Origin of the sequence: Pseudoalteromonas sp. CuT4-3 (genome assembly GCF_035666335.1) — a bacterium.
In the GTDB taxonomy this organism is placed as follows: domain Bacteria; phylum Pseudomonadota; class Gammaproteobacteria; order Enterobacterales; family Alteromonadaceae; genus Pseudoalteromonas; species Pseudoalteromonas atlantica.
In genome coordinates this window covers 18,260-31,791 of the sequence record NZ_CP142032.1, presented here as the reverse complement: position 1 = coordinate 31,791, position 13,532 = coordinate 18,260, and the positions used below count along the sequence as shown (strand labels likewise).

Here is a 13,532-nt window from a genome sequence, read left to right as displayed (position 1 = left end):
AACTTAATTAGATTTGTGAGTGTTTTGATCTGCACTTTGAGTATTTTGCGCTGTATTAGCACCATGCAAACGATGAAACGCAAGGCGTGTTTTAAGCCCTTCAATGGCTATTTGTTTTAAAATTAAATTAAAGGTAATTAAAATAGCAAACACAATATGAATAGGACCATGTGTAAAACCCGCCTCTGGGTTATAAAGCGTAAGCCCAAACAACATAAATAACACCACTAACAGTATTTCTATTAATTGGTTTGAGTAAAAGCTGAGCCGGCCTTCATTTTTGTGATCTTTTTTAATACTAATAGCGCAAAAAAACGGAATAACTTTAATTTTAAAAGCGGCGTTTTTTTCTACGTAGTTTTCGCCAAGCTCGTTAAGCTGCTGGCGTAATGTATCAATCATGGTGCGTCCTTAAATAGCAGTGCGCGGATGTTACACTATTACGCCTAGTAGGTTAAGCAGCGCAAGGTTATTTTGGGTAAAGGCTCATACCAATGGTGAGTATGTGACACACAAATACCACTGAGGTAAGAATAAAGCGCATTTTTTGATAATCGCGATGGTAGGTTTGCCATTGTGGTGTGGCTTTTTCAAAGATAAGAACTAACCAAAAACTAGCCCCTAACCAGGCAAGCGCCCACTCCAGCGGAATAAACGATAAAAATGGTACGGGTATAACAGGCACAACCGCTTTAATTGCATCGCTGTAGCTTTGCATCCCAGCGCGCCATAAACTGCCCGCCATAAATGCCAGTATGGCAATGCTGTAAAAAGTAAAAAACTCCAAGTTAACGCTATTACTGCCAAACATAAGCGGCCACGCTACACAGCCCAAAAAGGGGAGTAACCCCAAATAGCCAAGTTGAATATGATTAACAAATTTTTCCATTACAGCATGCCTTATGTTGTGTGTTTTTTAGCGCGGCTATTGTAGCAGTATTCTTAGCACTTACAGGTAATAAATCGTTTACGAATAGAAGAGCTGGATAGTTCAATCTTAAAAATCGATTGTTTTAATCTAAACAATCAATTTTATTTAGTTTACCAATGGGCTTATTGTATTAATCAAGCCAACGCGAAAGGCCACACATTTTGGCTGCGTTGAGTAACTTTAAAACACTTTAAATATAAATGAGGAATACTATGAGCACTTCATTGATCAACACAAAAATTCAACCTTTTAACGCAACTGCATACCACAATGGTGACTTTGTAGAAGTGTCTGAAAAAGACGTACTAGGTAAGTGGTCAATCTTCTTCTTTTACCCTGCAGATTTCACGTTTGTATGTCCTACTGAGCTTGGCGATGTTGCTGATTACTACGAGCAGCTACAAGAAATGGGTGTAGAAGTTTACTCAGTATCAACTGATACTCACTTCACGCATAAAGCATGGCATGACACGTCAGACACTATTGGTAAAATTAAATTTCCAATGATTGGCGACCCAACTGGCCGTATTACTCGCAGCTTTGGCGTTATGATTGAAGATGACGGCCTTGCACTTCGCGGTACTTTTGTAATGAACCCAGAGGGCGAAATCAAAGTAATCGAAACGCATGACCTAGGTATTGGCCGTAGCGCTAAAGAGTTAGTACGTAAAGTACAAGCTGCACAATACATTGCAACTCACGACGGTGAAGTTTGCCCTGCATCTTGGCAGCCAGGTGAAGACACACTTGCTCCTTCACTAGACCTAGTTGGTAAAATCTAAATACAGGTTTACCCACTTTTATGAGGGCAGGTAACTGCCCTTAAACCAACATCATTTCGCTTGTTGGTGCCTCCTATCTCAACTCGGACTCATTAGCACATGCATTAGTTGGCATGGGAGGCTTGCTGTTTAAATTTTCCTAAAAAGGGTTAAGCCATGTTAGATAACAACATTAAAAATCAATTAAAAAGCCATTTTGAATCGCTTACTCAACCTGTTGAGCTGCTTATTGCCTTGGATGACAGCAAAAAATCAGCAGAAGTAGAAAGCTTAGCAAACGATTTAGCCTCGCTAAGCGATAAGTTTACGGTAGTGAGCAACCCTGATTCGAGCGCACGTCGCCCATCTATGGTTGTGCATTCACCTGAAAAAAACACCCACATTACGTTTGCTGGCGTACCTATGGGTCACGAATTTACAAGTTTAGTGTTAGCGCTTTTACACACTGGCGGACACGCAAGCAAAGCAAAAAGCGAAGACATTGAACAAATAGAATCACTCAATCAAGAACTTAATTTTGAAGTTTACATAAGCTTAAGTTGCCAAACATGCCCACAAGTAGTGCAGGCGCTAAATACAATGGCAGCAACAAATAGCAAAATTAAAGCAACAATGATTGACGGCGCACTCTTTCAAGACGAAGTAGAAGAGCGCAATATTTTAGCAGTACCAGCTGTGTACTTAAATGGCGAACCGTTTAGCCAAGGTGCATTAAGCCTGACCGACATTTTAAATAAAGTAGACACTAAAGGCGCTGCTAAGCAAGCTGCAGCATTAAGCGAAAAAGGCGAGTTTGATGTGTTAGTAGTAGGTGGCGGACCTGCGGGTGCCTCAGCCGCTATTTATTCTGCTCGTAAAGGGTTAAACACCGGTATAGTGGCCGATAGATTTGGTGGCCAAGTTGCCGATACGTTGGCTATCGAAAACTTTATTTCGATTAAAGCCACTGAAGGTCCAAAGCTTGTTGCTCAGCTTGAAGAGCATGTTAAAGAATACGATGTAGATGTAATTCATAACCAACGCGCAGCAGGGCTTGGTCGCGGTAGTAATGGTTATGAAATTACCCTTGAAAACGGGGCTACTTTAAAAGCTAAATCGCTTGTTTTAGCAACCGGTGCACGCTGGCGTGAAATGAACGTACCTGGTGAGCAAGAATATCGCGGCCATGGCGTAGCTTACTGCCCACACTGTGATGGTCCGCTATTTAAGGGTAAGCCTGTTGCCGTTATTGGTGGTGGTAACTCGGGTATAGAGGCGGCTATCGACTTAGCTAACATTGTAGAGCATGTAACGGTACTTGAGTTTGCTGATACGCTGCGCGCTGACGAAGTACTTATTCGCAAAGCGAATAGCTTAAGCAACATCACTATTATTAAAAATGCGCAAACCACTGAAGTAGTAGGCGATGGTAAAAAAGTAACCGGACTTAATTACACTGACCGTGTAACAGGCGAGGAAAAATCATTAGCACTTGCGGGTATTTTTGTACAAATAGGTTTGATCCCTAATACCGAATGGTTAAAAGAGAGCGACCTTACACTAAGCAAGTTTGGCGAGATAGAAATTGACGCTAAAGGCGCAACCTCATTACCGGGCGTTTACGGTGCGGGTGACGCGACAAATACGCCGTTTAAGCAAATCATTATTGCAATGGGTAGTGGTGCAACAGCAAGCTTAGGTGCGTTTGATTACTTAATTCGCCATAGCGAGCAAAGCAACCAAGACCAAAATGCAGCTTAATAGGCAAACCTTCTCTTGATGTAACAGCAATAGGTACACCCAAAAGCTGTTTGTTAACCCAAGCCGCCCTCTCCAAAGGCGGCTTTTTTAACGACTTTGAGAACTTAGTTAGGTATTCGTTCTTCAAGCCAAACTCTAAGGCTTTTAGGATCTTTGATGAAAGGTATCCTAACCCAGCTTCCATAAGCATATAAGTGGATTGTAGAGTAACCAAAAATACGGCCTAAAAATGTTGTTACTTGTTCAACATTTTCGACACTTTTGAAGCCTAGCTTGTCTTCTCTTCTTGTTAGTATTCCACTAAATACGGTTATCGAGTTATCTTTTGCAATAACTTTTATGAAAACTGCTTCCAGAATTTTATGAGAATCTTTTAAGACATAAATTGCAGGTAAGACGACTAAGCTTAGTAGAACATCATTTTTGAACTGCTCACCTATTAATTCTTGCCCTATGAATGAGAAAATTAGATAGACTAATCCTAGGCCAAGGATTCGCGTACAAATTTCTCCAAATGCTTCAATAGAACGCCAGAATTTAGCAATTTTAATTGCTGGCAAAATACCTCCGTTCTACAAAGCTTTAATAGGCCGCTTTAAATTATTAATCACAGCCGCCAGAATCCCCACCGCAATCATTATTAGAGTGTGAGTTATTACTAGCATAAATTGAAGAGTCAGTGCTTGTATAAGTTGAACGGCCTTGTGATGCCTTACCACTGATAAACGTAACTAATAGCAATACGCTTGATACAATAACAACGATTATTGATGAACCCCATTGCCCTGTAGAAATGCCTTTAAATATGGCTAACAACAGTACAGTAAAAAGTAATGTTCTTATTATATTTCTCATAGTATGTCCTTACTAAATTAAAGCGAATTTACTTTAGCTGTATGTTCTAAGGCATTAGAGAGCGCTTTTTCTATGTGCGGAAGCTTAAATGGCTTAGAGACAAACATATCCATGCCTGCTTGCTGGCAAGCTAGTTTATCTTGCGACGATGTATTAGCAGTTAGCGCTACAATGTAGGTGCTTTCGCTAGGGCAAATACGTTGCGCTCTCAGCGTTTTAGTGGCTTCAAAACCATCCAGGATTGGCATAATGCAATCCATAAAAATAAGGTCGTAATGCTTTTGCTTACACTTAAAAATAGCGTCTTGGCCATCAATGGCGCAGTCGGCTTTTACGTTTAACTTATCAAGAGAGGCATCAAGCACACGGCGGTTTATATCGTTGTCATCAACAATAAGTACACTGAGCGAATGGCTGTTTAACTCAATTTTTGATTTAATATCGTCTATTACTTGCTCTTTACCAAGCTCTAGCGGAATATTAATGCTAAACGTTGAGCCTTTTTGTAGCTCACTTGTCACCTTTATTGTGCCGCCCATGTATTCTACAAGCTCTTTTATAATTGCTAGGCCAAGCCCTGTGCCCCCTTTATTATTTTTAGCGTCAACCTCTTGTGTAAACGGCGAAAATAAAGACTCTAAAAAGGCAGGGGTCATTCCGCGACCAGTGTCAGAAACAGTGATACCAAGAGATAGCGCATCGTTATTATTTATGAGCTGTGTTTTAAGTTTTACATGGCCTTGCTCGGTAAATTTTAACGCGTTACTTAATAAGTTAGAGGTAATTTGGCTCAGGCGTGTGCTGTCGCAAAAGGCCCAGCAGCTATCATCAATTGTATTTTCTATGATTAATTCAACATGGGTTTCTTTAAATAACGGGGTATATAAAGAGGCTAAATCACTAAATATGGTTTTAAGCAGTACATCGGTTGGCTCTAGTTTTAATTCACCATGATTAATTTTAGAAAAATCGAGTACTTCGTTGATAATATTTAGTAAAATATCAGCGCTGCGTAGCGCTATTTTTATTTTTTCGTCTCGTTTTTCAGTGTCTTTTTCATCTATTAGGGTGGTGAGCATGCCGGTTATGCCATTTAGGGGGGTGCGTAACTCGTGGCTAATTTTAGCAAATAGCATACTTCTATCTTCTAACATATGCTCTGCTTCGGCTTTTTTCTTTTTTAGCGCTTCTCTAAGTAAGATTGATTCGGTAATGTCTTGAAATGTACCAAATAGCCTTATGCAATTACCTTCGTGAAACTCGGCTTCTCCAAAAGTCGAAATCCAAATTTCTTGGTTTTGTGCAGTGATAACCTCAAGTTCTAAATCCCATTTTTCACCTTTGTTTATGGCGTTTTCTACTGCTTGGTCTATGGCTTCTCTGCTGGCGCCCTCTTTGTAAAACTCAATCGCGTTATCAACTATTGGCTGATAGTCATCGGCTACCTGATGAATGCGTTTAGTTTGCTTACTCCAATAAACTTTGTTCTCGATTAAATCGACCTCCCAAGTGCCGATATTAGCGATGTTTTCGAGCTTTGACAGGGTGTAGCTATTTTTTAAAAGTTGCTCTTTAGTGTCTATTTTTGCAAATTCAGATCCTAACCATTGGGCAAATAGCTCAATGTAATCGTAGGCTTCGTCGCTAAATGCAGTTGACTCGTTAGGCGATGAAAAGTTAACCGTGCCAAAAGTTTTACCGGCTACTTTTATAGGTGCGCCAATGTAGGACTCAAGTTGAAAATTTATGTAACAAGGGTGAGTTGCAATCGTACTTTGTGAGGCTTTATGAAACGATAGCGCCGAGCCCGCAGATAACGTATGGACGCAATAGGTGCCATCTAGCTCAAATTGTGTACCGGGTAATAAGGCGTTGGTATGACTCCCACTGTCAAGTTAAACGCACTGATCCCTGCCTAACTTTTTAAGCCATAATTACTTTAGCTCGAATTAGAGCGAGTTAATACATAGGATGAAGCAAGTAATGTCGTCGGTTATCTTGCTGATATTCGTTGGTTATTACTATTTCTAGTAACAGAGCAGACCTTACTTATTTCGTCGTGGCACCTGTCTTCAGTCTATGTTCGTGGTTCAATGCAGCGTTAGCTGCACTGCCATCCTAACGCCGTCGGTGGTTGTGCCACACCCGATGCTTGATCCCATGCATTAACTCTAATACGTTTATCATGCGGGTACTCTTGCCAATCTAAGTTTTGTATTCACTGGCGTAAGCACCACTTCTTTTGCAATAGCCCATATGTACGCAATCATTTCTCGGGCAATGGCGGTAACAACCAGATTGTAGTGTTTCCCTTTGGCTATCATTTTTTTATAGCGTTTGCAGAGCCTAATCTGTGCTTTCCACGCAATATCAATAATGTCCTTTGGTAAGCCTTCTTGTCGTTTTTGCATATCTGTTGATATATTTGCCGCATACCGATAAGTGTGTGCACCTTCCACAAGAAGGCGTCTTGCTCGGCCATTTCCGCATTTTGTGATGGCGCCAATATGGCGTTTGCCACCACTCGAGTGTTCACTGGGTACAAGACCGAGATAACTCATTAATTTACGGGGATGGTCGAAACGCGATAAATCGCCAAGCTCAGCAACAACGCCAGTGGCGACCAACAAACGGACACCACGCATAGCTTGTATTGCTTTGACAACAGGATAATAACGCCACTGGTGAACGTGGTGTGTTAGTTCATTGTCTAGCCGTTCAAGTCGGCTTATTCGTTCGGTAATTGTGTGTAAAAATTCTTGTAAGACGATGTGCTGAGCGGGGTGTGGCAGCACAATCTCAGTGAGCCAACGTAAATGTTTTTGTGACCAATTCGCAGTGCCTTTATAATTAATATTATTGCGAAGCAACAGCGCCTTTAATTGATATTTGGCATCTTTTAAGTCCTTCATTGCCACTTCGCGTGCACGAGATAAATCGCGTACAGCTTCATCTTCAGGCTCGGGAACATAGATAGGTGTTAAATCTTCAGACTTAAGTAATTTAGCAAGCTTAAGAGCATCACGTTTATCGGTTTTAATCTTCTCACCAGGTTTTTTAGGAATAAGAGAGGGCGCCACCACGTAACAGCAATGGCCGAGGCTGGTAATTAACCTGTAAATCCAATAACCACATGGGCCTGCTTCATAAACAAAATGAAGTGTTGCGCCAGAGTATTTCGATTCGAACTGACGAACAAGCTTTTGAACGGCCACTTTGGAAGACGAAACTCGGCCAAGATGAACAGGTTGCGCACCTCTATGTTCTTCAATATAGGCGACTTCATTGAATTCTTTATGTGTATCAAGACCGATAAAAAGTATGCTATGTTTATTCATGTTAGCCTCTGCTGTTTAGTTAATTGACAAACTAATTATGGCTCTGGCTTTGAATTAAGCTAACCCACGAAAAGCGGAGGCTAACACCGTGTGGGAGTCATTATGTCTAGGTGATTCTGAGAAATCAATGGCCAAATCAGAGATAAGACAGTTCTTAAAAGAGATCAGCACTAAATTTCCTGACGTTGTGCCTCTCATGGAAAAACATGAAAAATGGGCACTCACATTCCTAATGGAAGAGTTCGCAAATTTGACAACCATTTTGTTTAACCAAGGTAATTTAGAAGAAGCATTAGAACAGTTGCAGTACATGAGCGAAAAACTAGATACTGCAACCAAAGCAGAATTCGAATACATAGATGTATATTATACAGAGCACTTATTCTGGAAAGGTACAAAAGAAGGTATTGAGCGTGGCTGGCCTCTCGTGCCAGGTAATCTCAAAAAACTATACTTGGGCTTTCATGGTAAAGCCCCTAGGGTAGTGGTTTAAATATGCACGCACCTAACAACCTAATCAACACACTCACTTCGTTCGCTGGGATGCATACACATGGGCAGCGTCGCTTCGATCCAAATTATAGCCCATGTGTTTGCGCCTCTAAGCAGGGTGCTATGAGGTGCTCTAGATAGTATGCAGAATATAAATCCATGGCTTTGGTCAGCTTTTGTTTTGTCTCTTTCAGGAATCTTTTTTAGATGGGTGTTTGGTAATACGTTTGTGGGCTTTTTTCTTGCCGTATTGCTAGCTTTAGCGATAGTGCCTTTAGTTAAAAAAATTCAGAGAAAGAATTAACAAAACACCCATTTTAAACTTTACATCTTTCGAAGCCTAGATTCTAATTGGCTAAATAAAGTACGTGTCATTATAACTTGCTTTTTGGGTACAAATTGATTGCCTTAAAGTATAAAGCTATATAACTTATTAAAGTGAATACATTTTATTGACGTAAATTAATTAGCAGGAAAGCCAAATGAACAATAAAATACTCAAATCATCTACAGCTACGTATCAAGGTGGTGTTGCAAGAGCCGATGGTAAATTTTATGTAACGCAAGGTGAGGTACGTTTTGAGCCATACAATGAAAGTGCTGGTTTAGGGCCTTATACTTTTACACGAAGCGCAATCGTAAAAATTGAAAAGTCAGCAGGGAGAGGTGCAGGCATTTTACCACTAACAAGCGATGCAATAACAATCACTTTAGATAATGAAGATACTTATGACTTTATTTTAGCAAACCCCGATGAATGGATTCGTCTACTCAAGCATTAAACAATCTCTAGAGCTGGCATTTAGGCATAATTATTTTAAGTGTGTGCTAAGTTAAACGGCATCAATAGTTTCCAGTTTTAACTATTAAAAAACTACAACAAAAGGATTTGAATGATGGTTAAAATATCTATGCTCACTATTTCTACTAGCAGCTTTATTGTATCTTTTATGGGTTTTGCTAACACCGCTGTGTCACCGCAAACGGATGAGCAGTGGCGAACAGTAATAGAAAATGATATTCAAGCTGCTTACAACATTACAGCACAAAATCACCCAGGTATGTTTGATGCTAACAACCCCGCGTTCCCTGACTTATTAAAAAAAGCAAAAGCAGAAGCACTTACATTGTCGGCTCAAGCGAGTGGGCCGCAGGTTCATGCAGCGGCAATTTCTCGTTTTAGCACTATTTTACAAGATGGCCACGCCGGTGCGTTTTCAAGCGTAGATAGACCCGCGCGCCGCTGGCCGGGCTTTAGAACTGTGTGGCGAGGTGATGCGCTAAAAGTGTATTACAGTGAAAACAAAAATATTAGCAAAGGCGACGTTGTAAGCCAATGTGATGGGCAAAGCACCGAGACCTTAATACGTGAGAGAGTGTTTAAGTTTTATGGGCAAGTTGCACAACCTGGCCATTGGTGGCAGCAAGGTTGGCGGTTACTCATTGACGAGGGCAATCCATTTTTAACTCCTTTAAAAGAATGCGAATTTGTTAAAGCCAATGGCGATACCTATACACACGTATTAAATTGGTCTGTAAGGCCTAAGTCAGCCAGTAAGCATTTAGAAAATGCCTACAACGGTGATGAACTCCCCATTGATTTAACCTGGCCTGAAAAAAATATTGCGTGGATTGCTATGCCTAGCTTTTCATCAACCGAAAAGCAAACTGCTGCCTACAATAAAGTGTTTGAAAAAATACAACAGCAGCGTAGCAAGTTACTTACTGCAAAAGCCGTGGTGTTAGATTTGCGCCATAACCAAGGTGGCTCATCTTATTGGAGCTCACAAGTAGCCAAAGAACTATGGGGCAAAAAAATAGTAGAACAAAAAGTAAATAATACTTCTCAAAACACGCAAGTGTGGTGGAGAGCATCAAAGGATAATACCGACCATGTAGTGTCTTTATTAGAGGTTGTAAAAAATCAGCCTGAATTATTGAAAATATTTAAAATCACAGCTGCGGGTATGGCTTTATCACTTAAAAGTGGTGATCCATTTTATGTAGAGCAAGAAACTAATACGCTAAATAACATACCACAAAAGCCTTTAACTAGTGACTTTAAAACCAAGGTGTTTGTTATTGTTCCGCCGCAGTGCGCCAGTGCTTGTTTAGATGCGCTTGATAAGTTTAAGCTTTTTGAAAATACTACGTTATTCGGTGCGCCAAGTAGTGCTGATTCTATGTATATGGAAGTACGCTTAGCTGATTTACCTTCAGGGTTGGGGAAAGTGATTGTACCTAACAAAGTATACGTAAACAGAGCGCGTGGGGCAGGGGATTTTTATAAGCCCGATGTGGCATATAACGGCATTGATTGGACAACTAATGTATTGCTTGAGCAAATAAAAACGTTATAAAAAAAGCCGCTTGTTAAAACAAGCGGCTTAACTATTCTAACTAGGGAATAGTTTAAAACGTGTAACGGGCACCAATTGAGTAGCGTGGGCCGTACTGATTAGCAAATAAAAACTGCTCTTCGTAACGGCCGTAGCCTTCTTCGGTGGCATTATTTAAGTTTATGCCATCAAAAAATACGGTTACGTTTTCGTTTACATCGTAGTTAACGCTCATATCCCATTGGCCGTAGGCTTTAGCATATTGCGGTGGCGCATCGGCTGAGCCTTGTGCCTGGCCTACACCAATTAGGTATGAGTCGCGCCATGCGTAAGTAATTTTGATTGATAGGCCGTCTTTTTCGTAAAAGCCTTGAAAGTTAGCAGAGTCACTTAAACCTGTAAGCGGCGCTTGTTGGTCTAGGCTTTCGCTATCAAATTCTACATCGCCATCTACAAACGTGGCGTTAACACCTACACCAAAACCAGTTTCGCCAATTAAGTGCTGAACAGCCACTTCAAAACCATCTACCGATTTGCTGTCGGTGTTTTGTGGTTGGCTTATGTTCCATACCATAAGTGGGTCATCGCTATTTGGCTCAATGACGCCATTCGCATTGCCATAACCATTGCTAATCATTTGCGCAAAAATAGCATCGGTGGTTGCTTGCTCGCCGCGCGATTCAATATCGCTAACTGCTTGTAAGTAACGCGGGCCGTTTAAAATGTCGTATAGGCCTTCAATCGTGGTTTGCGTAATGGTGGTTTGAATAAAGTTATCTACGTCTTTTTTAAAGTAACCAACAGAGGCATAGCTGCCTTCTGCGTAGTAATACTCTAATGATAAGTCGAGATTGGTTGATTCAAACGGCAATAAATTTGTATTTCCTTGGCTACCCGTGCGCGAGCCAGGTTTTGGGCTGCCTGTTAAGCTACGGCCACCGGCTAAATCACCCAGTGGTGCACGCGACATAGTTTTACCCCATGAAACACGGGCTACAACGTCTTCGGTTAAATCAACACTTACATCGATTGACGGTAATAATATGTCGTAATCGCCTTGCTGCTCTAAGAAGTTATCATCGCCGCCGGCTGCATATTGCATTATCCACTCTGAGGCGCTGATCCAGTTTACTTGTTCTTCAACACGTTGGCGTACTGTGCTGGTTACATCTGTTTGCTCGTAGCGCAGGCCTGCGTTTACTTTTACGTAGTAATCGCTTACATCAAACTCCCAGCTTGATTGAATATAAAAGCTGTTTGTAATTTCTTCTACGTAGCTTTCGCTATCAATACCATCCATGTAAGCATTGGCTGCGTATGCATCGCCACCGGTTACATCAGAAGTTAGGTAAGCCATTTGGCGAGCCACTGCTTCGTCAAAATCGTAGGTGTAGTAGTAACCTGGTTGTAAGTTACTGCCGCCACCATCAAATTGAGCTAAAAGGCCCGACGTATCGTGGCGAGTAAACATGCTATCTGGGAATATTTCTGTGTACGATGGGTTAAAACCAGGGCCACCTACTAAGCCACTCCAAGCAGTGTAACCACCGGTGTTTTGCTCAGTGCGCGATGCACCAAATTTTACTTTAACTAGGCCAATATCAAAGTTTTCATTGTACCAAGTGGTATGTAATTGTAATTGCTCAATGTTTGATTCACCCGGCGAGTGCGTAAATTGGCTAAAGTTAGAGTCAATTTCGCCTGGCGTTAATTCGCTTGTGCCGTTTAACCAGTTCACCTGTGCACTTGGGATTTCGCCTGTGCGGTAATCGTAAATTTTATTTGCTAGCTGATCAGAGCCTAAAATCACTTGGCCAGTACTGCCTAGCCCGTCATCGGCGCCGTTATCGGTTTCATTTTTAGAGTCATGGTAATCAAGTTCAACGTGCCACGTGTCGTTAATTTCCCACTCTAGGTTTAAACCAATAGAGCGTGCTTTTACTTCTGTGGTGCCTTTGTTGGCTGTAAACGAGGCATCATTACCGCTAATATCGGCATAAACAGCGGTGCCGTTTTCATCAAGCTCGTAGCCATTAATATTGCTACCAAAGTCGTTCCAAATACCCCAACCAATACTTTCAGAGCCCGTAACCGCTTTACTTGCTGTGTAATCTAAGGTGGCTACAAAGCCATCAACTGGTTCAAATTGAAAAGTAACTTGGCCGTTAGTACGTTCACGCTCTACATCTTCAATAGAGTAGTTCATGTCTTTAGGGAAGTAGTAGTTACCTGATGGGTCAGTACGGTTATCAACAACGTTACTGCTATCTAATTCAGGTAAATCAACATTGGCTTGCCAACCTTGAATATTGGCGCGTTGTTTTTGAAAGTCGCGTTCTTGGTGCGAAAACGAAAAACCAAAACCAAATCTGTCATCTGCAAATGTGTTGCTATAAACAGCAGAAAGCTCTGGGGTTACATCATCACCGGCTTCGTTTGATGAGTCGTGATTTGCTTTAACCGTGGCTGAAAAATTTTGACCTGGCTTTTGAAAAGGGCGCGCAGTAGAAATATTAACTGTTGCACCTAAACCACCGCTTGGTACATCGGCGCGCGCTGTTTTAAATACTTCTAGCGCACTTACGCCTTCAGAGGCAATGTTTTCAAGGTTGTACGAACGCGTGTAACCTGTGCCTGGCATTTGGCGGCCGTTTAGCGTAATTAAGTTAAACTCTGGGCCAAAACCACGTACGGTAATTTGGCTACCTTCACCGTTTGCACGGCTCACCGATACACCGGTAATGCGTTGTAATGACTCTGCTAAATTGGTATCTGGAAATTTCCCCATTTCTTCTGCTGAAATGGCATCTACTACGCCCGATGAATCACGTTTCATATCCATAGAACGAATAAGTGAACCACGAATACCTTTTACCTCAATAACTTCTACATCAGGAGATGCTGCAGTGTCTGCCTCGGCAGCAATGGCCGTATTTAACGTGCTTGCAGCAATGATAAGAGACACAGAAGCCGCAAGTTGGCTCTTTTTAAAATTGAATGTGTTCATAATAGCTCTGCTTTATAAAATGTTGTTGTGTAGCAATAGGCGCCATGC

General features: G+C 41.4%; 11 protein-coding genes and 1 pseudogene. 5 read left to right on the top strand and 7 right to left on the bottom strand.

Annotated elements, in window-relative coordinates:
- Positions 1–3 precede the first annotated feature (3 nt).
- A complete protein-coding gene (locus VOI46_RS20605; RefSeq protein WP_029774450.1) occupies positions 4–402 on the bottom strand; it encodes a hypothetical protein in 399 nt (132 codons plus the stop codon).
- A 67-nt stretch (positions 403–469) separates the two neighbouring features.
- Entirely contained in the window at positions 470–889 is a 420-nt protein-coding gene (locus VOI46_RS20600) for a DUF3429 domain-containing protein (RefSeq protein ID WP_004587119.1), read from the bottom strand.
- A gap of 254 nt (positions 890–1,143) precedes the next feature.
- On the opposite strand from VOI46_RS20600, the gene ahpC reads away from it, so the two are divergent.
- Together ahpC and ahpF are read left to right on the top strand one after the other, a co-directional pair.
- Complete coding sequence (gene ahpC / locus VOI46_RS20595) at positions 1,144–1,713, top strand: alkyl hydroperoxide reductase subunit C (RefSeq protein WP_004587118.1); 570 nt, start codon at positions 1,144–1,146, stop codon at positions 1,711–1,713.
- Between the two features lie 156 nt (positions 1,714–1,869).
- Positions 1,870–3,453 (top strand): alkyl hydroperoxide reductase subunit F, encoded by a 1,584-nt coding sequence (gene ahpF / locus VOI46_RS20590; RefSeq protein ID WP_004587117.1) that lies wholly within the window; start codon positions 1,870–1,872, stop codon positions 3,451–3,453.
- 104 nt (positions 3,454–3,557) lie between these two features.
- Here the strand turns inward: ahpF and VOI46_RS20585 are convergent, their stop codons facing one another.
- The 4 genes and pseudogenes from VOI46_RS20585 to VOI46_RS20570 all read right to left on the bottom strand — a co-directional run bounded on the left by VOI46_RS20585 (position 3,558) and on the right by VOI46_RS20570 (position 7,646).
- Positions 3,558–4,013, bottom strand: coding sequence for a PH domain-containing protein (locus VOI46_RS20585; protein WP_004587116.1), 456 nt, complete (start codon positions 4,011–4,013; stop codon positions 3,558–3,560).
- Between the two features lie 43 nt (positions 4,014–4,056).
- Positions 4,057–4,308: a hypothetical protein gene (locus VOI46_RS20580; RefSeq protein ID WP_004587115.1), complete on the bottom strand. Its 252-nt coding sequence runs from the start codon at positions 4,306–4,308 to the stop codon at positions 4,057–4,059.
- 17 nt (positions 4,309–4,325) lie between these two features.
- A pseudogene (locus VOI46_RS20575) lies at positions 4,326–6,182 on the bottom strand (ATP-binding protein); the annotation flags it as partial.
- Between the two features lie 309 nt (positions 6,183–6,491).
- Positions 6,492–7,646: an IS110 family transposase gene (locus VOI46_RS20570; RefSeq protein ID WP_029772239.1), complete on the bottom strand. Its 1,155-nt coding sequence runs from the start codon at positions 7,644–7,646 to the stop codon at positions 6,492–6,494.
- Positions 7,647–7,773: 127 nt separating this feature from the next.
- Between VOI46_RS20570 and VOI46_RS20565 the strand changes: the two genes are divergently transcribed.
- From VOI46_RS20565 to VOI46_RS20555, 3 genes are all read left to right on the top strand, one after another.
- Entirely contained in the window at positions 7,774–8,139 is a 366-nt protein-coding gene (locus tag VOI46_RS20565; RefSeq protein WP_282337881.1) for a hypothetical protein, read from the top strand.
- 481 nt (positions 8,140–8,620) lie between these two features.
- Positions 8,621–8,920, top strand: coding sequence for a hypothetical protein (locus tag VOI46_RS20560; protein WP_282337880.1), 300 nt, complete (start codon positions 8,621–8,623; stop codon positions 8,918–8,920).
- Between the two features lie 168 nt (positions 8,921–9,088).
- Positions 9,089–10,498, top strand: coding sequence for a S41 family peptidase (locus VOI46_RS20555; protein ID WP_282337892.1), 1,410 nt, complete (start codon positions 9,089–9,091; stop codon positions 10,496–10,498).
- Between the two features lie 52 nt (positions 10,499–10,550).
- On the opposite strand, the gene VOI46_RS20550 is transcribed toward VOI46_RS20555, so the two are convergent.
- A complete protein-coding gene (locus tag VOI46_RS20550; protein WP_282337879.1) occupies positions 10,551–13,484 on the bottom strand; it encodes a TonB-dependent receptor in 2,934 nt (977 codons plus the stop codon).
- Positions 13,485–13,532 lie beyond the last annotated feature (48 nt).

Excerpts from the sequence above, each read along its gene's own strand:
- VOI46_RS20555 (WP_282337892.1), top strand. The coding sequence starts at position 9,089 with ATGGGTTTTGCTAACACCGCTGTGTCACCGCAAACGGATGAGCAGTGG.
- ahpC (WP_004587118.1), top strand. The coding sequence starts at position 1,144 with ATGAGCACTTCATTGATCAACACAAAAATTCAACCTTTTAACGCAACT.
- ahpF (WP_004587117.1), top strand. The coding sequence starts at position 1,870 with ATGTTAGATAACAACATTAAAAATCAATTAAAAAGCCATTTTGAATCG.
- VOI46_RS20570 (WP_029772239.1), bottom strand. The coding sequence starts at position 7,646 with ATGAATAAACATAGCATACTTTTTATCGGTCTTGATACACATAAAGAA.
- VOI46_RS20560 (WP_282337880.1), top strand. The coding sequence starts at position 8,621 with ATGAACAATAAAATACTCAAATCATCTACAGCTACGTATCAAGGTGGT.
- VOI46_RS20565 (WP_282337881.1), top strand. The coding sequence starts at position 7,774 with ATGGCCAAATCAGAGATAAGACAGTTCTTAAAAGAGATCAGCACTAAA.
- VOI46_RS20605 (WP_029774450.1), bottom strand. The coding sequence starts at position 402 with ATGATTGATACATTACGCCAGCAGCTTAACGAGCTTGGCGAAAACTAC.
- VOI46_RS20580 (WP_004587115.1), bottom strand. The coding sequence starts at position 4,308 with ATGAGAAATATAATAAGAACATTACTTTTTACTGTACTGTTGTTAGCC.
- VOI46_RS20600 (WP_004587119.1), bottom strand. The coding sequence starts at position 889 with ATGGAAAAATTTGTTAATCATATTCAACTTGGCTATTTGGGGTTACTC.
- VOI46_RS20550 (WP_282337879.1), bottom strand. The coding sequence starts at position 13,484 with ATGAACACATTCAATTTTAAAAAGAGCCAACTTGCGGCTTCTGTGTCT.